The organism is Lentilitoribacter sp. Alg239-R112 (assembly GCF_900537175.1).
Lineage (GTDB): Bacteria > Pseudomonadota > Alphaproteobacteria > Rhizobiales > Rhizobiaceae > Lentilitoribacter.
In genome coordinates this window covers 340659-360167 of record NZ_LS999833.1, presented here as the reverse complement: position 1 = coordinate 360167, position 19509 = coordinate 340659, and the positions used below count along the sequence as shown (strand labels likewise).

At 45.4% G+C, this 19509-nt stretch carries 25 protein-coding genes; 14 read left to right on the top strand and 11 right to left on the bottom strand.

All coding sequences use genetic code 11. The annotated features are described in order from the left end of the window. The first annotated feature begins 33 nt into the window (after nt 1-33). Entirely contained in the window at nt 34-534 is a 501-nt protein-coding gene (locus tag G3W54_RS02090; RefSeq protein WP_244627811.1) for a YbaN family protein, read from the top strand. A 119-nt stretch (nt 535-653) separates the two neighbouring features. Here G3W54_RS02090 and G3W54_RS02085 read toward each other — a convergent pair whose 3' ends face one another. From G3W54_RS02085 to G3W54_RS02075, 3 genes are all read right to left on the bottom strand, one after another. Then, nucleotides 654-1226 (bottom strand): hypothetical protein, encoded by a 573-nt coding sequence (locus G3W54_RS02085; RefSeq protein WP_162651496.1) that lies wholly within the window; start codon nt 1224-1226, stop codon nt 654-656. 199 nt (nt 1227-1425) lie between these two features. Continuing rightward, nucleotides 1426-1815, bottom strand: coding sequence for an MAPEG family protein (locus G3W54_RS02080; RefSeq protein WP_162651495.1), 390 nt, complete (start codon nt 1813-1815; stop codon nt 1426-1428). A gap of 4 nt (nt 1816-1819) precedes the next feature. Then, nucleotides 1820-2167, bottom strand: coding sequence for a hypothetical protein (locus G3W54_RS02075; RefSeq protein ID WP_162651494.1), 348 nt, complete (start codon nt 2165-2167; stop codon nt 1820-1822). Between the two features lie 96 nt (nt 2168-2263). On the opposite strand from G3W54_RS02075, the gene G3W54_RS02070 reads away from it, so the two are divergent. The 8 genes from G3W54_RS02070 to G3W54_RS02035 all read left to right on the top strand — a co-directional run bounded on the left by G3W54_RS02070 (nt 2264) and on the right by G3W54_RS02035 (nt 10435). After that, nucleotides 2264-2950, top strand: coding sequence for a TetR/AcrR family transcriptional regulator (locus tag G3W54_RS02070; RefSeq protein ID WP_162651493.1), 687 nt, complete (start codon nt 2264-2266; stop codon nt 2948-2950). After that, nucleotides 2947-3630 carry a DUF2461 domain-containing protein gene (locus tag G3W54_RS02065; RefSeq protein ID WP_162651492.1) on the top strand — a complete coding sequence of 228 codons (684 nt, stop codon included), beginning with the start codon at nt 2947-2949 and terminating at the stop codon, nt 3628-3630. The genes G3W54_RS02070 and G3W54_RS02065 overlap by 4 nt, the downstream gene beginning before the upstream one ends. A 123-nt stretch (nt 3631-3753) precedes the next feature. Further along, on the top strand, nt 3754-5451 hold the full coding sequence (locus G3W54_RS02060; protein WP_162651491.1) for an ATP-binding protein: 1698 nt from the start codon (nt 3754-3756) through the stop codon (nt 5449-5451). A 14-nt stretch (nt 5452-5465) separates the two neighbouring features. Next, the gene (locus tag G3W54_RS02055) at nt 5466-6830 is read left to right on the top strand and encodes a sigma-54 dependent transcriptional regulator (protein ID WP_162651490.1); all 1365 of its coding nucleotides are present in this window, start codon (nt 5466-5468) and stop codon (nt 6828-6830) included. 150 nt (nt 6831-6980) lie between these two features. Continuing rightward, entirely contained in the window at nt 6981-7985 is a 1005-nt protein-coding gene (gene dctP, locus G3W54_RS02050; protein ID WP_162651489.1) for a TRAP transporter substrate-binding protein DctP, read from the top strand. Nucleotides 7986-8076: 91 nt separating this feature from the next. Continuing rightward, nucleotides 8077-8739, top strand: a complete 663-nt coding sequence (locus G3W54_RS02045; RefSeq protein ID WP_162651488.1) for a TRAP transporter small permease — start codon at nt 8077-8079, stop codon at nt 8737-8739. Continuing rightward, a complete protein-coding gene (locus G3W54_RS02040; RefSeq protein WP_162651487.1) occupies nt 8736-10145 on the top strand; it encodes a TRAP transporter large permease in 1410 nt (469 codons plus the stop codon). Before G3W54_RS02045 ends, G3W54_RS02040 begins: the two co-directional genes overlap by 4 nt. Nucleotides 10146-10177: 32 nt before the next feature. Next, nucleotides 10178-10435, top strand: coding sequence for a hypothetical protein (locus G3W54_RS02035; protein ID WP_162651486.1), 258 nt, complete (start codon nt 10178-10180; stop codon nt 10433-10435). Between the two features lie 52 nt (nt 10436-10487). Here G3W54_RS02035 and G3W54_RS02030 read toward each other — a convergent pair whose 3' ends face one another. Then, a complete protein-coding gene (locus tag G3W54_RS02030) occupies nt 10488-10937 on the bottom strand; it encodes a hypothetical protein (RefSeq protein ID WP_162651485.1) in 450 nt (149 codons plus the stop codon). A 125-nt stretch (nt 10938-11062) separates the two neighbouring features. On the opposite strand from G3W54_RS02030, the gene G3W54_RS02025 reads away from it, so the two are divergent. Both G3W54_RS02025 and G3W54_RS02020 read left to right on the top strand, forming a co-directional pair. Further along, nucleotides 11063-11833 (top strand): helix-turn-helix transcriptional regulator, encoded by a 771-nt coding sequence (locus G3W54_RS02025; RefSeq protein WP_162651484.1) that lies wholly within the window; start codon nt 11063-11065, stop codon nt 11831-11833. 86 nt (nt 11834-11919) lie between these two features. Continuing rightward, nucleotides 11920-12882, top strand: coding sequence for a sensor domain-containing diguanylate cyclase (locus G3W54_RS02020; protein WP_162651483.1), 963 nt, complete (start codon nt 11920-11922; stop codon nt 12880-12882). A 57-nt stretch (nt 12883-12939) separates the two neighbouring features. On the opposite strand, the gene G3W54_RS02015 is transcribed toward G3W54_RS02020, so the two are convergent. The 3 genes from G3W54_RS02015 to G3W54_RS02005 all read right to left on the bottom strand — a co-directional run bounded on the left by G3W54_RS02015 (nt 12940) and on the right by G3W54_RS02005 (nt 14532). Next, nucleotides 12940-13731, bottom strand: a complete 792-nt coding sequence (locus tag G3W54_RS02015) for a carbon-nitrogen hydrolase family protein (RefSeq protein ID WP_162651482.1) — start codon at nt 13729-13731, stop codon at nt 12940-12942. 75 nt (nt 13732-13806) lie between these two features. Beyond that, a complete protein-coding gene (locus G3W54_RS02010; protein WP_162651481.1) occupies nt 13807-14166 on the bottom strand; it encodes a DUF1801 domain-containing protein in 360 nt (119 codons plus the stop codon). Nucleotides 14167-14169: 3 nt separating this feature from the next. Beyond that, nucleotides 14170-14532 (bottom strand): nuclear transport factor 2 family protein, encoded by a 363-nt coding sequence (locus tag G3W54_RS02005; RefSeq protein WP_162651480.1) that lies wholly within the window; start codon nt 14530-14532, stop codon nt 14170-14172. A 17-nt stretch (nt 14533-14549) separates the two neighbouring features. Between G3W54_RS02005 and G3W54_RS02000 the strand changes: the two genes are divergently transcribed. Next, a complete protein-coding gene (locus G3W54_RS02000) occupies nt 14550-14963 on the top strand; it encodes a LuxR C-terminal-related transcriptional regulator (RefSeq protein ID WP_162651479.1) in 414 nt (137 codons plus the stop codon). A 115-nt stretch (nt 14964-15078) separates the two neighbouring features. Here the strand turns inward: G3W54_RS02000 and G3W54_RS01995 are convergent, their stop codons facing one another. After that, complete coding sequence (locus tag G3W54_RS01995; protein WP_197742774.1) at nt 15079-15804, bottom strand: MOSC domain-containing protein; 726 nt, start codon at nt 15802-15804, stop codon at nt 15079-15081. A 109-nt stretch (nt 15805-15913) separates the two neighbouring features. Continuing rightward, on the bottom strand, nt 15914-16645 hold the full coding sequence (locus G3W54_RS01990; protein ID WP_197742773.1) for a hypothetical protein: 732 nt from the start codon (nt 16643-16645) through the stop codon (nt 15914-15916). 97 nt (nt 16646-16742) lie between these two features. On the opposite strand from G3W54_RS01990, the gene G3W54_RS01985 reads away from it, so the two are divergent. Continuing rightward, nucleotides 16743-17306: a MarR family transcriptional regulator gene (locus tag G3W54_RS01985; protein ID WP_162651477.1), complete on the top strand. Its 564-nt coding sequence runs from the start codon at nt 16743-16745 to the stop codon at nt 17304-17306. 2 nt (nt 17307-17308) lie between these two features. Here the strand turns inward: G3W54_RS01985 and G3W54_RS01980 are convergent, their stop codons facing one another. After that, a complete protein-coding gene (locus tag G3W54_RS01980; RefSeq protein ID WP_162651476.1) occupies nt 17309-17950 on the bottom strand; it encodes a LysE family translocator in 642 nt (213 codons plus the stop codon). Nucleotides 17951-18086: 136 nt separating this feature from the next. Here G3W54_RS01980 and G3W54_RS01975 point away from each other — a divergent pair, with 136 nt between their 5' ends. Further along, nucleotides 18087-18680 (top strand): HupE/UreJ family protein, encoded by a 594-nt coding sequence (locus G3W54_RS01975; protein WP_197742772.1) that lies wholly within the window; start codon nt 18087-18089, stop codon nt 18678-18680. A gap of 24 nt (nt 18681-18704) precedes the next feature. Here G3W54_RS01975 and G3W54_RS01970 read toward each other — a convergent pair whose 3' ends face one another. Then, complete coding sequence (locus G3W54_RS01970) at nt 18705-19304, bottom strand: hypothetical protein (RefSeq protein WP_162651475.1); 600 nt, start codon at nt 19302-19304, stop codon at nt 18705-18707. Nucleotides 19305-19509 lie beyond the last annotated feature (205 nt).

The window sequence follows — 19509 nt, the reverse complement described above, 5'->3', positions numbered from 1 at the left end:
AATTTGCTAACGAACTAGAAAATTGGCTTGGCGATGGCTATATCAGGTCTATGCTCATCAAAAGCAGCCGTGGCAGAGGCTGGTGGGCTTTTTGAGGACGATACAATATTTCGATATTTCTTGAGGATGCCGGCGGAATTGAGTGAAAGACCATTAATAATAACTGAGCTTATGAAAATCGTTAGCAAGGGTGGATGGCTTGTTGCTGGTATGGTTGCGCTCGCATTTGGAGCCGTCGGCGCATTTTTGCCTGTTCTGCCAACAACTCCATTTGTTATTCTGGCAGCTTTTTGCTTTGGAAAAAGTTCACCCCGGCTTCAGTCATGGCTGGAAAATACCAGATTGTTTGGGCCAATGATTGCAGATTGGCGCGAAAAAGGTGCTATTGCGCCTCGCTATAAAATCATAGCTGTTGCAATGATGGCGATCATGTTTATCGGCAGTTTTATATATGGCGCTTCCGCTCTTGTTTTAGCTCTTCAAGCGCTGGGAATGTCTCTTGGTGCTGCATATGTTTTAACACGGCCAAATTAACTGATCGCAACTAAGTGATTGAAAAGCAAAAAGCTTGCTCCTAGGGCAGAGCAAGCTTTTCGAGTGTGCAGGACATGGTCATGTCCCGCTGGTCAACTTAATTTAGTTGTTAGAGCGTTTTAGAACTTCACTTTAAGACCTGGTTTGAAGCTATAAACGTTTGTTCGTGTTGAACTACCAACAGAACGTCCGGCTTCTGCTTTTAATGAAAGGCTCATATTGCCGCTCATTTGTTTGTCAAACTCAAGGCCACCAAAAACAATGTTTGAGCGTTCATTTACAGTTCCGCCACCGCCCGAAATTTCATGGTTTGCATTCACACGTGCAATGCCTGCATAAGGCGCAATTGTTGTGCCTTCACCCATTTTTTTCTTGGCTTTTACAAATGCACCAACGCTGTTGATACCTGTTTTAACAGTCACGCCGGCCGCTGTTTTGCTTCTTTTACCAAGAGTTGTGAATCCGGATACGCCACCGCACAGGTTAAAATCTACGCCGCCTGTATCACAGGCTTCAACATTGCCGCTCAAACCATAATAAGTTCTAGCCGCATTGGTTGAGCTATTAGAATCAAAATTCATCACGCCGAATCCAGCATCTGCACCAAGTTCCAGGCCTTCAGCCTGCGCAGAGAAAGAGCCTGCAATCAAAAGCAATGAAGAGGCGATAAGTAGTTTTTTAGAAAAAATCATGGGAAGGACCTCGCTTTAAATTTGTTATCGATCTGTTTTGGTGCATGCCGCAATTCAGAGTTCAACGATCATGCGATACCTAAAAGTAGAATGGTTTTTGTAACCTTTCTTTAAGTATCGCATTGATCCAAAAAATTGCGAGTCGATTTGGTCCAAGTGGTAAACAAATGGTTTACGAAGTGGGGCATAGTTATCAGCGTTAAGCGGACAACAATATAAATGCGCCAAACACCATCAAAATCGCCGTCCCTCCTGCGGAGATAAATCTGCCGAGCATTTTCCACTTAGGTGGCGGCATGTCGGAGAATAGGACGATAGGGTGGATAAGACGTAGAGCTATGAAAATCGAACCATAGGTGTGAAGCATCTTTGCAGATGCACCATTAAGTTCCATCAACAGCATCAGCACGATGACCATTGCAGCATACTCAGACAGGTTTCCAAACCTGCGAATATTGAGTGCAAGTTCCTTATTACCGCCATCACCCAATGCAATTTTGTATTTGCCGCGCATTAAACCAGCTCTTGTAGATAAAATGGCCATAAGAATTGCCGTTAGTGCGCCGTAAAGTGGTGTAATTTCGACCATCAGTTTATTTCCCGTTTTGTTGAGCTATTTCAAGAGCGATGCGAACAAGTTCGTGCCAGCGGTCTGCATCGTAATAATCTACCAGAATCCAATCTTTCATTGGTGGCTTTGTCTTAAAGGGAGCGAGATGCCTGATTTGAGAGAGCTTGAGTTGGTCAAACGGATAATCACGACCAAGGCGACAACCAAGGCCAGTCCCTCCACCCTTTGTAGAGAAAAATACAAACACTTTCCCTGCGTAGGTGAGTGCATCTGCCGACATCATTTTGCCCCGCTCAACACCCTTAAACTCGTCTGCCATCTGATCTGACAAGGCATGCCAAACCTGTCTGGCACGATCAATATCTGTCATAAATATACATCAGCCTTTGCTCTTGAATATGGTTCTGCTTTAGGCTAAATATATTTATATATGTTTGTCAACATACATTAATTGGGGTGCCAAATATTGCGCTTAACTGCTGAAAATAAAGAGAAAATTCGGAAAAGTATCTTGCAGGGCGCTGCTGATTTGTTCCGAAAACATGGTGTTGATGATGTTAATCTTGATCAGGTTATGGCAGCTGTGGGCCTTACCCGTGGCGCATTTTATGCGCATTTTAGATCGAAGAATGCTCTGTTTGCAGCGGTTGTGGAGGATCAGCATCCATTATTGAGAATGTTGATTGCGCGAAAGGGGCAAACCGCGGATGAATTATGGGCTGATATGTTGACAATATTTGGTGGCTATATGTCACCACAATATCATGAGCAGATTTTTGCCAGTTGCACATTGGCAGCGCTCCAGGGAGATGTGACGAGAGCCAAACCGGAAATTAAACAGGCTTATGAAGGTGTCTGGAAGCAAGTCATGTCTGAAATGGTGAGAGGGCAAGAGCCACATTTTGACCATGAGCATGCCGAACATGCGCATGGTTTTGATTGTGATTGCCATCTTGAAGGACAGTCATTTTATATGATCTCCGCACCAATTATCGAAGCAGCATTGGTTATGGCAGTTGGCGCTGTTTCTGCCGCCGAGGCGCTTTCCAGTGATGAGGATCGCGCTCGAATTTTAACATCCGCAAAATTGGGATTCGATCAGTTGATCGGCTCTGCGCGCAAACCATTAAATTTAGAGGAGAAACAACTATGAGTACTGGATTTACTAAGGAGACATTCGATTTTCTGACAGAACTTAAAGTCAATAATACCAAGGAATGGTTTGAGCGTAATAAAGCGCGATATGACGAACATTGGGTGGCTGCTGCGGTTGGATTTATCAACGCGGTTTCTCCTATGATGGAGGGGTTAGACCCCATGCACAAGACCAAGGCCAAGATCAATGGGTCGTTGCGTCGGATCAATCGTGATGTCCGTTTTTCAAAAAATAAATCACCCTATAATGCGCGGCTTCATATGGTGTTTTGGACAGGCGATCACCCGCAACGTTCGCCCGCTTTGCATATTGTTTTGCATCCCGATCATGTGGGCTACGGTGCGGGCGAGTGGGGTATGAGCCCAGAGAAGCTTTTAACATGTCGCAATGCGTTGCGCGATCCATCCCGCGTGGAGGCGCTTAATGCTGCAATTAATCAGGCAGGTGATGTGGGGTGCGAGTTGAACAAAGAAGACCTAAAACGTATGCCCAAGGGATTTGAAGATGTAACAGGTGAAACCGCCATGTCTCTTTTAAAGCGCAAGGCTTTTGTTGTTCGCAATATGGATAAAGGAATATCCGTTGATGATTTTATTGGCCCAGATGGCATGGAAAAGGTGCAAGAAGTTTCGCAAAAACTTGCGCCATTTAATAAATGGCTGTGCGATCTAGATTGATCAAGTGCTTACTTTGCCTGCAATTTGTGCACCATTGCGTTGTTGATCATGGGCTTGCTATAAACAGAATGCGAACCCTGATTTTGGAGTATTGCGCTGACTCACACCGCACAAAACCCGCCTTTGGATCATACATTCAGTAAAACACGCCGCAGCGTCATTGTTGCGTTGATGGTGATCACGCTTATCAGCATTGCGGTTTTATTTGTCTCAGCTGTGTCTTATTTTCGTGGTGAAGAAGTATCCGAGGCTAATGCAAGGCTTTCGTTGTATACGCGTTCGGTCAATGAAACACTGCAACGATTTCAGCATCTCCCATATGTTTTGGCGCGTGACGCGCTTGTTGTCTCTGTTGCTGGTCAGGACAAAAGGCCTGATATATTGAACATTCGGTTGCGGCAATATGCGGATGAAGCCTCGCTTGAAGCCATTTATTTAATGGATGGGCAAGGGCTGGTATTGTCGGCATCAAATTTTGCGCAGAAACAAAGTTTTATAGGCAAAAATTATGGGTTTCGACCATATTTCCTATCTTCAAGCGAAGGTAATCGTGGCGAATTTTTTGGCGTTGGCGCGACCACGGGGCGGCCCGGATATTTTGTCTCAGAAACCGTAACCAGCTATGATGGTGACTTTTTGGGTGTCATTGCAATCAAGCTTGATATGAGCGAGTTGCAAGCAGCATGGGAGGCTGCGGCTGAACGTGTGTTTGTGTCCAATGCAGACGGCGTTGTGGTGCTCTCTTCCAACAAAGATTGGTTATATAAGCTGCTTAAGCCACTTAATGAGCAGCAGCTTGATGAGATAAAGAAAGGTCGCCAATTTGGTGATCAAAATCTCGAACTATTGGACTGGCAACAAGATACACAGAACGAAGCCACCTTTCAAAATGATCGATTTATCTATGTGTCAAATCCATCGGATCGGCTTGGCTGGACAGTTCACTATCTGCTTGATGAGAAACGTATTTATGAACGGGCAACATTGACCACAGCCATTTTTGGCGTTGCGATTATTTGTCTGGTTCTGTTTTCCACATTTTTACGCTCTCGCCGTATTGGAACCGCACTACAGATTTCTCAAAATGACCGCGAACAGTTGCGCGTGGCAAATGCGGAATTGGAAATGGCACAGACCGAGCTTGAAAAAACGAGTAAGCTGGCGGCTTTAGGGCAGTTATCTGCCTCTGTGACGCATGAGTTGGGGCAACCCATATCTGCTTTACGTAATTATCTCACAGCGGCAGAAATTAGCGGAGATATTGCAAACGAACAGACACGCTTAAAGTTGTTTCGCGTAACAGAACGTATGGAAAATATCACCAAGCAGTTGCGGTTTTTCATCCGCTCCAATGATGATGGATTTCAACAGGTTGATCTGCGCAAAGTCGCAAGCGTTGCCATTGAATTGCTGGAACATAAGGTGGATGCGGCAAAGGTGATGCTAACCACGCAATTGGGCGATGCGCCTGCGCTGGTTATGGGCAACCAACTGCGGCTTGAACAAGTGATAGTTAATCTGGTGAGCAATAGTATTGGTGCAATTGAAGATGAGGAAGGTGGGCAAATTGATATCTCTATTGAAGCGTCAGGCAAATATGTGATTTTAAAGGTCAAGGATAATGGCGTTGGCTTTGGCGATCGCTCGTTAGAAATACTCACCGAACCATTTCACACCACCAAAGCATCGGGTGAGGGCATGGGGTTGGGCCTTTCAATCGCATCGGAAATCATCCGCGAACACAATGGCAAAATTACTGCTGAAACACCGGCTGAGGGTGGGAGTTGTTTTTCGATCTTCTTGCCCGCGATCAATCCGTGAGTTAAGAGGGCATCATGGATGAGGTCGCACAGCACACAGTTTTAGTCATAGATGATGACCGTGAAATGCGCGATTCCTTGGAGCAACTGCTTACCAGCAGCGGCTTTAAACCCATCCTCTTACCCAACGCGAAAACAGCCAAAGCCAGTATTGAAAATGAATTACCGGATGTCGTTTTGTGTGATGTGAGAATGCCTGGTATTACAGGACTAGAGCTGCTGGAGCAGCTAAAGCCGGAAAGCGCAGCACCAATCGTCATGATGTCTGCTCATGGCGATATTCCCATGGCGGTAGATGCTTTACAGAAGGGCGCTTATAGCTTTCTCGAAAAACCGTTTGATCCGCGACGGCTTCTTAATATCTTAAAAAATGCAGCATCCATGCATCGTTTGGCAGAGCGTGAAAAACGTCTACGTGCGCGGCTCGCTGATCTGACTGATCTTGATAAAGTTTTGTTGGGTGAGAGTGATGTGATCAAATCGCTCAAGCGGGAAATTCTGGATTTGGCGGATGCTAATGCCAGTGTTTTACTTGTTGGAGAAACAGGCACCGGCAAAGAGCTGGTCGCTCGTGCCATCCACAATTTAGGAAATCGTTCGGAAGAACCTTTCATTGCAGTCAATTGCGCTGCGATCCCGCAAAGTCAATTTGAAGAGATGATCTTTGGTGTTGAAGGGAGCGGCGAACAGGGCGTTGAAGGTCTGTTGCAACAAGCGAATAAGGGCACATTGTTTTTGGACGAGTTGAAAGCGATGCCGCTGGAATTCCAAGCCAAAATTTTGCGTGTGATTGAAACGGGAGAATATCACCGCGTTGGTGCCAGCCAACAGATTAAGTCAGATTTTCGCATTATTTCTACGTCGGATGAGCCGTTGGAACAGGCCGCAAAACGTGGCGAATTTCGTAATGATTTACTCTATAGGGTCAATACGGTGGTATTGTCATTACCCGGATTGCGCCACCGACCTGATGATATTGAATTGCTATTTAGCCATTTTACAAATCGTTTTGCCACCATTTATGAAGTTTCAGTTCCAACGCTCACATCGGATGATATTGCTGTACTTATGAGTTATGATTGGCCCGGTAATGTGCGTGAACTTTCCAGCGTTTGCGAACGGCGCGTGTTAGCATCGCGGCGCGGAAACGGCTCGGTTAAATCGGCACTGGCGCTTGATGAAGACCTCGATGTACCTGAAAATTTACGTGGTGCGGTGGCGGCATTTGAACGGCAACTTATCTCCAAAGCGCTGGCTGCACATAATGGCCGCATGGATGCTGTTGCAGAAGCGCTTGGCATAAGTCGGCGTACGTTGAACGAAAAAATTGTCAAGCTTGATCTGGATAAAGATAAAGCTATTGGTCAATCAAGCCGTTGATAAATAACAATTATGTTAGGTGCAAAATTGCCCTGCGGAAATCCGCAGGCTGATTATCCATGAATAGGCGATTTTCTTCATAGGCGATCTTACCTATATTGAATAGAACCTTTCCCAAGAGCTAAAACAGTTCTTTTTTGGAGGAAAATCATGAAAAAAACTTATGTTGCTGCGCTTTGTGGCGCGATGTCACTGGCATTTGGTGCTGATGCAATGGCTGCTGAATGGAATGTATCACTTTGGGGTAAACGCCGCGCATTTACCGAACATGTTGAAAAACTTGCTGAGCTTGTGTCAGCAAAAACCAATGGTGAATTCACACTGAACATCTCCTATGGTGGCCTATCGAAAAACCGTGAAAACCTTGATGGTATTTCAATCGGTGCATTTGAAATGGCGCAATTTTGTGCTGGTTATCACCGTGATAAAAACCCGTCGATTACAGTGCTTGAATTGCCATTTTTGGGTGTAAGCTCGCTGGAAGAAGAGCGCAAAATTTCGCAAGCTCTTTATAAACATCCCGCAGCTGTCAAAGATTTGGCACGTTGGAATGCAACATTGCTTATGCCATCTCCATTGCCGCAATATAACATTGTTGGTGTTGGCGATGCGCCGGCAACACTTGCAGATTTTGCAGGTTTGACGGTTCGTGCAACAGGCGGCATTGGCGCTGCAATGGCAGCTGTTGATGCGGTTCCAACATCAATGTCAGCGACAGAAGTTCGCCAGGCACTTGATAGTGGCGTTGTTAAAGCGGTGGCATTTGCACCTCACGCTCACATGTCATTCGGTACAGTTGAAGCTGGTAAATGGTGGACGACGAACCTTAATCCAGGCACAGTAAATTGCCCGGTTGTGGTTAACACAGATGCGCTTGCTTCACTTTCTGATGCGCATAAAGATGCTCTATTAGGATCCGTTGATGAGGCGCTAGATCATTATATTACCACTTATAACGGTAAAACAATGGACGCTTGGGGCCCTGTGCTTGAAGAAAAAGGCATTCAGCAAGTTACCTATACCGCTGATGAGCTAACCGCGTTTCGTGAAAAAGTTGCTGGCCCTGCTGCTGCTGCTTGGGTGAGCGACAATGCTGCCAAAGGTCTACCGGCACAAGAGTTGCTAGACCTAGTCACCGGCATGGTTGGCAAGTAAGCAAGTATCGCTATAAAATCTATCCACCCATTCACAACGTTGAGTGGGCGGACACTTTTTGCCTTTTGTTTTCGTTGGGAGGGAACCAAAAATGGCAGGCTCATCTTCTGTTTTAACTGATGACACGTTGCTTAGTCGGCTTGATCGGGCGCTATATGCGCTTGAAGGTAAATTGGCTTTGCTCAGCGGCTTGGCCGTATTTTCGCTCATGATTTTGGCCGTGGTATCGGTTACGGGTCGTAATGCGATCAATCAACCTTTGCCGGGCTATGTTGATTGGATAGAGCAGGCTATGCCGCTCATTGCCTTTATGGGGGTGTCTTATACCCAGCGATTGGGCGGGCATATCCGCATGGATTTGTTTATCGGCATGCTAAACGGGCGCGCATTATGGGTGGTTGAGCTTCTCACAACATTTATTATTCTTCTGGTTATGATCCTTTTGGTCTGGGGTTCATTCGCCCATTTTCAACGTAGTTTTGATTTTAGTGCGCCAATGTGGAGCAGGGATTCATCCATGGATATTGCTATCCCGCTTTGGCCAGCCAAGCTTTTGGCACCCATTGCTTTTTCTGTTCTATGCGCAAGATTAGTCTTGCAATGCTGGGGGTATATACGCGCCATTGTCAACAATGAGCGCTCACCGATTGCTGTGCCCCTTATTGAGGATGCCGCAACACAAGCAGCCAATGAAGCAGCTACGGTTTCTGACTTTGACAATGAAGCTAAGACCTCAGGAGGAGTATCCTCATGACCTCAATCGAAATTGGTATAACGGTCAGTTTTATCATGCTGATCATGGTTGTTTTGGGTATGCGTGTGGCCTTTGCCGCCGCCCTTGCTGGCCTTGGTGGCTTAATCTGGATATTCTGGTCCAAGAAGGGGTATGATCCAAGCCAGTTTATGTGGGCGTTGACTGTATCTGCCAAAACGGCGGGGCAGGTGCCACATTCCAAAGTTGCCTCTCAAGCGTTATCTCTTATCCCGACATTTATCCTCATTGGTTATCTTGCTTATTATGCAGGCTTGACCAAAGCACTGTTTGATGCCGCCAAAAAATGGGTTGGCTGGCTCCCCGGTGGTTTAGGTGTTGCTACAGTGTTTGCCACTGCCGGATTTGCCGCAGTATCTGGCGCATCTGTTGCCACATCAGCGGTGTTTGCCCGTATTGCCATTCCTGAAATGCTGGCCGTTGGCTATGATAAAAAGTTTGCAGCTGGCGTCGTTGCTGCAGGTGGTACATTGGCATCCCTCATTCCGCCATCGGCCATATTGGTGATCTACGCCATTATTGTCGAGCAAGATGTGGGCCTTTTGCTGCTGGCAGGCTTTTTGCCAGGTGCTGTGTCTGCTATTATTTATGGTGGGCTTGTTGTGTGCCTCGCGCTCACGTTTAAGAATTTTGGTCCTCCCGTTGGTGGTTTTACATGGATGGAGCGATTTAAATCACTCCCTGGAACCGCGCCAATTTTCATTGTGGTTCTGCTTATTATCTTATTTGTCTACAATCCCTTTGGTGGCGACGCATGGGGCACGCCAACGGAAGGTGGAGCTTTGGGTGCATTTGTTGTGTTCTGCATAGCCGTAGCGAAAGGCATGCGTTGGCCGCAGCTAAAAAATGCACTGCTGGAAACAGCAAAACTTTCCGTCATGATCTTTACCATCATTTGGGGTGTTCTCATCTATGTGCGCTTTCTAGGTTTTGCTGATTTACCCAGTGCGTTTTCCGACTGGATCACATCACTTGATCAAAGCCCGATATTGACGCTGATTTTCATTCTTTTGGCATATGCAGTTTTGGGCATGTTTATGGACGCCATTGGCATGTTGCTGCTCACATTACCCGTTGTTTATCCTGCTGTTATGGCGCTTAATGGTGGTGAGGGCGTATCTGCCGCTGATAGTGCATTTGGCATGAGTGGCATTATGTGTGCGGTCTGGTTCGGTATTTTGGTGGTTAAGATGGCCGAGCTTTGTCTGATCACGCCACCCATAGGGCTCAATTGTTTTGTGGTGGCGGGTGTGCGTGAAGATATCTCTGTGCAGGATGTTTTCAAAGGTGCGTCACCGTTTTTTGTAGCTGATGCGATTACGATTGCAGTACTGATTGCCTTCCCCGGAATTGTCCTATTCTTGCCCAAACTGCTTGCTGGAGGTTAAAATCAGCGAATCGAAACAGTCGAGAGAGCGAAATGACCGATCAACTTCTTCTTGATGCTTTAAAATTATTGGCCGATGATGACTTCACAACTGGGCCTGTCTGGAACGCTTGTCATGACCTATGTCAGATGCATGAAGGAGAGGCGGATTATGATCTGGGTCATGCGTTGGTGCACTTGATCGAAGGTGATACCTCCAATGCAAATTACTGGTATCAAAGAGCAGGGCAGGATCAAGTTCATCAAGATGTGAAAGCCGAATGGCAACGCATTGTCTCGTATTTAAGCTGATAAATGGGCGTTGATCGCCCATTTGCAATTCAGATAGCGATACCTTGATAAGCTAGGCGATGGCGCGGTTTGTTGATGCCTTGTTGGATGTAATTGGTCGCCAAACCGGGATCAAGAACAATGCAAGAAAGCCAGCGTTATAAACTGCATTGAAGCCTGCACCTGATAATATAGATGCGGCGCTATCAGTCAGAAACCATGCAATTGTGCTGGTTAGTAAAATTGAACGAATAGTCTCTGTTTCCTTGTGAAGAAGTTTGGTTGCTAACTGCCAGATCATGACACCCCAACCGATTGAAATTCCACCCATTATTGCCCAGATTAGGCGCGTTTCCAATTCAGGTGCAGCACTCACTGTGCCAAATGGCCAAATAGCAGCCTGTGCAAAGGGGCGCGATAGGAAGTTAAGGCTTGGATGAGCACTTATTGCGGATACAACGCCAAAACCAATGAGAACCCAGCTTGCAAATTTGAGCCATGAAGTTGCTTTTTCCAGTGTCATGATTGTTTTCCTTTCGTAAAATTTAACTGAGTTATTGTCATTGCCGGATCACAATTCAATTACCTTGGAGGTAAGTGATCTTTGGTGATATTTCAGTTATGGTTCGATGGGAATCGGAGGCAAATATGGCAGAGCAGTTTGGATTAATATTAAAAGAATGGCGTGGCAAAAGGCGCATGAGCCAGTTAGATTTGGGACTAACGGCAAATGTATCAGCACGACATATTTCATTTTTGGAAACCGGGCGTTCCAAGCCAAGCAAATCTATGGTCATGATGCTATCTGATGTTTTGGATATGCCAAATGCAATACGCAATTCATTCCTCGGCACTGCTGGTTTTGCGCCTGCCTACCAAAATCGTGCGCTTGATAATGAAGATCTGGCCTATGTACGTGAGGCAGTGAATTGGACACTTGATCGGCATGATCCATATCCCGCATTTGCGCTTGATCGGCACTGGAACATTGTAAAGGCGAATAAGTCTGCGAATGTAATGCTATCCGGTGCGGGAGTTACCGAAGGTGACAGTCTGCTTGAAGCCTTGTTAGATAAAGAAGGTATCAGCAATGCACTCGAAAACTGGGAAGAGGTGATGCATAATTTTATCATCCGCTTGCGCACAGAAAGCAATCATTTAGGCGGAGATCCGGTGCTTGATAAGGCAATCGAGAGCATGGCTGCGCGATTAGGAAATGCTCCGCTTATCAACGAAGGAAACGCCTCTGCCGTTATCTCGGCGCGTTACCGTTTTGGTGAGACAACGCTTTCGCTTTTTTCGACTATTTCGTCTTTTGGCAGCGCTGAAGATATTGCGCTTTCTGAACTCAAGATTGAGATGATGTTTCCTTCAGACGAAGCGACGCGTCAGGCTTTTTTAGCTATGACAAGCACCTAATCCGCTCGCATAACTCACCAATGGACTGTTTTAACATTTCTCTAACCCCAAAATGATAATTTGAATGCGAATGGGGAGTATGTGTAGTGAAGTCTTTGCAAAAAATTGGCAGCTTGATAGCTGCCGATAAATTATTGGATTTGGTTCAGCAACCCGCTGTTTTGACGAATGATTCTGGCGCTATCATATATTGCAATCAGGCATTTGATGATTTATTCAAAGCTCAAATTCCTGATATTTTCAACCAGAATATCACCCAACTCATTGATCGTAAGGACAGCGACGCGATCATCGAATATTTAGGTGGTACGGACGCGAATTCTGATCAAGAATTGAAAGTTAATCTTGCGGAAAATAGCGGCAATACCAAACTTATTGTCAAATATCTGACTACAGATGATGATGGAAATAAGCTATTTGTAGGTCTTGGTAGTATCGCTCACAGCATCCCGAACTTAGAACTCATTAATGCTAAAGCAAACGAAAAACGATTGCAGATGGCACTGGAACATGAAAGCCGTCATGATGCGCTGACGGGCCTTGCCAATCGCCGCAAACTTGTCGAGGATCAAGATGCAATTTTTGAATTTGCATCCCAAAGTGATGCGGCCCCGGCTTATGCGGTAATGAGAATTGATCTTGATCGCTTCAAGCGGGTAAATGACAATTATGGACACGCCGCAGGCGATGCGGTGCTTGTGCATGTCAGCGAAATATTCACTAAAATCGTTGGTAGTAAGGGCAGTGTCGCGCGTATGGGCGGCGATGAATTTAGTATTTTGATAACGCGAGAGCGCCGTGAACGTGAAATTCTAAAAATTGCAGAACAAATCATGGAAGAGGTGGCTAAACCCTTCTCCTATAAAGGCACTGCGTTGCAATTCGGTGTCAGCATTGGTATAGCGTCCAGTGCGTTTCAGGGGGCCGATCCGGCGCAAACACAGGCCAATGCCGAGCAGGCACTTTATGAAGCAAAAGAAAGCGGCCAGAATTGTATTCGTTTCTTTTCCGAACGCTTTATCGATGAAGAAGAATATTACGGTACCTAGGTCGCCAGCAGCGCCGACGGTACTGCTTCTCCGTCACGGTGGCCAATCAACGTCTATTTAATCATAAATGCTGCGTGTTCGAGCGAGCCGTCGCCACGGTCGTGCCTTGTTCAGTGCAACATCGTATCTAGGGTCGGATTTATCGAGTGTACTGATGAGAAGTTCACTTTCTTCAACGTTCCGCATCTGAATGCATCCATCGGGGCCTATGATGACGTTTGTGCAATCCTTCTGGCATTGTTTTGGACCGCAATATGAAATCCAATAATTGTTGCAAGCTGCATGGCCTTGCGCTTGCGTGACGAACATTTCATCGCGATTGTAGGCAGAAAATAGCAGGCAATCGACATCAAGCGTTTCATATTCGCTAAAGAGTTCGGGAAAATGCACTTCAATACATATGACGCAGCCAAATGTGAAATCATCTATCTCAAATGTAACTGGTTTTTTGCCTGCTGAGTACCAGTAGGTCATTTCCGAATGGGAGCAAAACCGCTTGTCGTAGCAAGCAACGCGCTCTCCGAGATCATTAATTACATGGAGGCAATTTGTCGGACGTTTATTTTCTTGCTTCTGTGCACTGCCAACCACGATCCAAATTTTTCGCGCTTTGGCTGCTTCGCGGACTTCATTGAGCTTTTGATCAAGGAGAAGCCAATCATAACTACTCCATGTTTTGATTTGCGCCTTCACATAACCCGATAATGCGGCTTCTGGAAACTGAACAAGCCGAGCACCCGCCGCCGCCGCAGCTTCAATATTTGCAATGATTAACGCAGCGTTCTCCTCAATATCAGCAGATATGGAGGTTGCAGCACTCGCAATTTTTAATCCCTGGTCTACGTCCATAAAATAAAGATAGATGATTCCCGTAGACGCGTAAAAATCTGTTATTTATTAGTGATGCCGATTTGATAACCCAAATCATGACTTATCTTTTAAATCGCACCAGCTTTTAATAATCAAAGACAGCTCATCTTGTTTTTCAGCAAGGTCATCAAGGTCGGAAACTTTGAATGTGCGGGCCTCTTTGCCATCGCCTTGCAGGTTGGGGAAATTACCTTCAATTTCTGCCCCTTTATGAAACAACAGCGACGCATGTTTCTTTGAATTAGGGTGAAATGAGGCGATGTTTCCCTTGTATGTGAATGTGGGTGCTTGCCATTTTATGCATTCTTCCACGCGTGGGTCAGCTTGCGTTATAATCTCTCGCATTGCAATGACGACAGGTTTCATTGGATTGTCATAGGCGTCAAGCCATTGGTCTATTTCGGAACTTTTCATCGCTTACCCCATGTCCAATGTTGTTACCAAGGAGGTGATTTTTCCATTACTCATTGTAAAGACATTTTTGCCACTGCCTTGGCCCCCCGGAATGGCTTTAGAAATGCAAGTCCAGCCAACCGTGATAACGTGGCCATCAATTTCCACCGAACTCAGGTTGATTACCGCATCGTTGAACTCATCATTGCGACTGTTGTCAAATGCTGAAATAATTGCATCGCGGCCCTTATGAGGTGCGCTGGCACCTGAAAATGGTTCAGTATATTCTGCATCTTCTGCAAACAAAGATTTTAGCAGCTCCCAACCCGACGGACCTGCTTGCATTGCTAGAAAGAAATTTGTAATTTCGATTGGCATCTTATTCATGGGGTATCCTCGTTTAAATGTCTTTAGATCCGAACATATTGCAAGCCTTGTCCAGTGCGTTGTCTGATTTAAAAAATAATCCGCAAAAGCCTATTCCCGCATCAATTATCGAGGCGCTGGCGCCAATTGCAAAACCGGGAATAAAACTCAAATTGGATATGGATGCCAGCCACACGATAGGTGCGCCTTTGGTGGTCATTGACCAAGCAGGCCAGCAGGCTGATGAAAGCCAACTATTTGCCAGCCTGACAAAGCGCCAAAAACAGGTCGCAGAGCTGATAATTGATGGACGTTCAAACCCTGAAATTGCAGATAGTCTTGGCATTTCGCTCGCCACCGTTAAAGATCATGTCCACGCTATTTTATCGCGCCTTGAATTAAATTCCCGCGTGGCTCTTATCAAAGCCGCGCATCATTCTGCCCAAGCTTAGGTTAGCTGTCACAAACCCGCAATCCATCCATAGATGGATATTGGGCAATTAAAACGAAGAATCTGTTTGAACGAGGCTCTGCTCTTGTGCGAGTGGGTTCAAACTGGTGGATCTATCAGCTCGGCGAATTCAAGCGCTTGCTTGTATCTTCTTTAAAGTTTGGGTCAGTACTGCGTTTAATAAAAGTGGCGCGCCATGATTGAGATAATGCTTCAATTGTGGCCAGTTCAGCCGCATGTGCTGGTTCCATTTTGGGGTTAAAACGCTCTTTGATAAGGCGGGAGAGCGGCCAGTCGGAATAGGGACGCTCTATGAGCAAAATATCATCACCCACCGAAATATTGCCAGTTTTAATAATGCGATAATACCAACCTGTGCGCCTGGTTTTTTGAAATTTCGGTGCCATTGATGGCTCATCTATATGGGCATTTAACTTCCAACATGGCTGGCGACCCTGGCAGATTTGCACCCGAGCATCGCCAATCTGTAAAATATCACCAAGGTGTAAATTTTCTTCTGTCACACCAGTTGATGAGATGTTCTCACCAAAGCAACCCGATGTAAACATATCGGCTTTTTCTGGAAATTCACGCTTCCAATATTCCATATGCTCAGATGCATAATGATGGATTGCTTTTTCTAAACCGCCGTGAACCTTTTTGTCCGCTTGATCATCATCCAAAAAACCATTGAAATCCATTTCAAGTGGTCCCGAAGTGGGCTTTTTGCCAATAGCTGATGGTGCTTTACCTTCCCACCTGTCTTCAGCCTGACCAATATAAAGGCCGATGACTCTACCCATAACTTTGCCCATATTTCTATCGGGGTTTTTGTCGTTCATTATGTAATATCCGTCCGTTGGGTTGCCCGATAGAAATTGAATAAAATTTGGCTTGGGTCAACTCTTAATCTAATGAATCAGCACCGGTTTGTTCCGGTGCTGGTTATGGTTAGTCGATTTTACCAGGTAAGGATAAATCCCCCGAAGCGACTTCAAACACGGCACTTACACACAGCAGCGGTGCATGAGCGTTGGCATTAACGCGCAGTGCTGATGTTACACCATCAAAAGAAGCGCCGACCAAGGTGGCAGATTTTTCAAACGGAACAAGAATTTCAATTGATGTTTGCGTAAAACTTGGGTGCCAGCCAGGGCTATCAATAAACAATGGCAATTCCGGCCAAGTTTTAGGCAGATCAAACACTTCACCCTTTTTGATGTCGCGCACTTTCAGGCCTGTTGGCCCGCATTCATCAGTTTTATTCAGCACCACCCAATGGCTGTGCCAAATACGTCCATCATTGGCAGCGTCACCATCGCCATCTTCATCAAAAAGAGGGGTGTCATCAAAGTCTGGATGGGATGTGGCCGCAAAAGCGAGTATCCCTGTATCGGGGCTAAAACCTACCAGCGAGGGATCAAAACTGGTTGGCCAAACGTAGGAATAAACGTCTGATCCGGCGAGTTTTCCAATGGCTTTTGGTTGTTTTTCGCCAGCCGCGCCTGCGACCTCCATTCTGAATTTGAGGGCGTTACCTTCTTTTGTGATGGAAGCTTTTTGAATATCAAAGCTTGGGTTATCTGGCATTGTGTCGACGCTCATCACATCAGTGGCATGAGCACCGGGTGCTGAGAATGATATGATCGCCACTGCTAATTTTAACAAATTCGAATAGGTCATTATAAACTCCTTCATTGGTATCGACTCGATACAATAATTAGACTCATCTTGATTCTTTGTCAATATTAATGTATCGAGTCGATACGAAAGGCACAAAATGAATAAGAATGAGGCAAGACTATCAACGCTTATAGAGCGTATCAGTCGCTTGGGTCGCGGCCTTGAACAAGCAACCGACCTGCACCCGGCTCAGTGGGCTGTGCTGAGATATTTGGGTCAGGCTAATCAGTTTTCGCGATCTCCAAAAGCGTTGACCCAATATATGGGCTCGACCAAAGGAACGGTGTCACAGACAATTATTGCGCTCGAAAAGAAGGGGCTGTTGAAGAAAACTGAAAGTTCCACAGATGCGCGGTCAACAAATATCGAGCTGACCGAAACAGGGGAGAAGGTTTTAGAAACCGATCCATTGTTGACATTAGAGCGAAAACTAAACGCGGGTGATAAATCCAATGAGCAATTAACTGCAGAGCTGGAAAGCATGTTGTATCATTTAATTTCTGAAAATGGTGGGCGCATGTTTGGTCAATGCAATACGTGCAAATATTTCAGGAAAAATTACAACTCGACAAACGTTTCTCCTCATCAATGCGGCTTGCTTGATGTTTCATTATCGGCAATCGACAGTGAGGAAATTTGCGTTGAGCATGAGTTGAGCTGAAACTAGGTTCTGCGCAGCATTGCGGTGAGCGCTTCACCCAGAATAAAGGTGCCAGCACCGCCTATAAATGTTGCTGCAAAGCGGTTAAGACGCCTGAGTGATTTTGGTTGCGAGAGCGCAGCGCGGGCTTTAGCTGCCAAAATAGCGTATGGTGACAGTGCTGCAAATATCACGAAAATGGTAAGAAACGTCAGCAATGCCCAATTGGAAAATGTCACTGCGCCAAGATCAAGAACAGTGGGCAAAAGTGCCATATAAAATATGATCGCCTTTGGATTGCTGATTGTAACTGCATAACCTGTCAATAGTGCTGAATACCATGATTGGCTATGCCGTCTTTCAAGCTTGCTTACTTCTACATCACTGGTCCAGAATGTGTAGGCGAGATAAAGCAGATAACAACCACCTAATATCTTCAGGATAATTAACGCTCCTGCAAAACTTTGTGCCAATGCTGCAAGGCCAACGACAGCGATTGTCAGATATGTTACATCTCCAAGGGCAATGCCAGTGAGAAAAAAGGCAGATGATTTAAGCCTTCCGCCAAGCGAATGCCCAATGAGAGCCGCGATGCCGGGGCCGGGGATAATCGCGGCAATGCCGAGTGCCAATGTGTAGGCAATAAAGGGTGCAAATGTATCCATGAAGATATCAATATCAGTTCTGTATATTTTGCCAACAAAAATAAATGGGGTTAACACTGAAATTCATATTGTTTCCATATTGCCTTCATAAATGAAATGATAAATGGGTATGTAACATTTGAATATGGAGTCCGTCATGAGATTGTATTGGTCAGTTTTAGCATTTTTATCGATGTGCGTTCCTGCTTTTGCCGATGGTGGTGCACAAGGTGGTTTTAGTGCGGGAATATCGCACCCGGTTCTCGGACTGGATCATTTACTGGCCATGGTCTCTGTCGGTGTGATATCATCACAAATGGCTGATCTGGGCAATAAGAAAGCCATATGGACCGTGCCAACATTATTTGTGATTGTCATGGCTATTGGCGGGCTGATGGGCATGGCAAATTTCGGCATTATAGCGGTTGAAATTGGGATAGCGCTGTCTGTTATCATTCTTGGGTTAGCTATTGCAGGTGGTGCAAAAATCAACGAATGGATCATCTATGCTTTCGTATCCCTGTTTGCAATATTCCACGGTTATGCACACGGCCATGAAATTCCTGAGCTTGCCTCATCATGGCAATATATCGCTGGCTTTATGCTTGGCACAGCTGGCTTACATATTCTTGGTGTTCTAATAGGTTACTTCGCAAATAGAATTGCCGACGGTATTGCTACACTTCGCTATACTGGGGCTGCCGTGAGCGGTATCGGCTTCCACATTCTATGGGGATTGGCAGGGTATTGATCACAAGCAATCGCGCGCAACTATTCAAAGCTTCTCGAAGTTAATTCCCAGCGTAATTGCACCGATGGTTTTGCCTGTTTTTGGGTCTGCAATTGACAGGCTCGCTTGCGATTGAAAAGTAAGTGTTGATTCATCAATTTTGATATCTTCGATAAATATCGTATTTGGGCCTTTCGGAAATGTATTTAACCATTTAGCTTCATCGCCTTGCCAATAATCGCTCGTAACCGCGCTTTGCCCTACATTGAGACCTTTGGCGTCCATGACGAAAATTTCTAGTAGGAATTCATCGGATTCATTTTGCTTTTGAGTTAAGAATTTTGAGAGATCGTTGTTCAAAATTTTATCGATAAACGGGCGGTTTTCGCTTCGGACTTCTGCGTGCCATTTTTCATCCTGAGCAATAATCTCTGCTTCGCTTAACTGGGAAGTTTGCCTGTTTTGTCTATTAATTGAATTGATAATGATGGGGTCTGAAAGCCACGGTTTTACATTGTTTGTGATGTAGGTGCGTATGGGCGTTGCATATTCTTCATCTATAGGGTTCTGGGCATGAGCAAACATTGATGAAAAACTTGTTAGTCCCGCTAGTAAAGCAGCGGTTAAGAAAATGCGATACTTCATTATCTTCTCTTTTCCTGAATGAATGACAACAAAACTTATCTATGGCTGAATTGATTATTTTGCCCCGCTTTTTGAACATACATTTGGATATCACCCTAAGATATCTTTTATTAATTTTTTATTGCCGCAATGGGTGGAGGTTAAAGTGGCGCAATATTACATCTACTTTGAAACCTAAATTTACAAAATTTACAGTTTTACATGT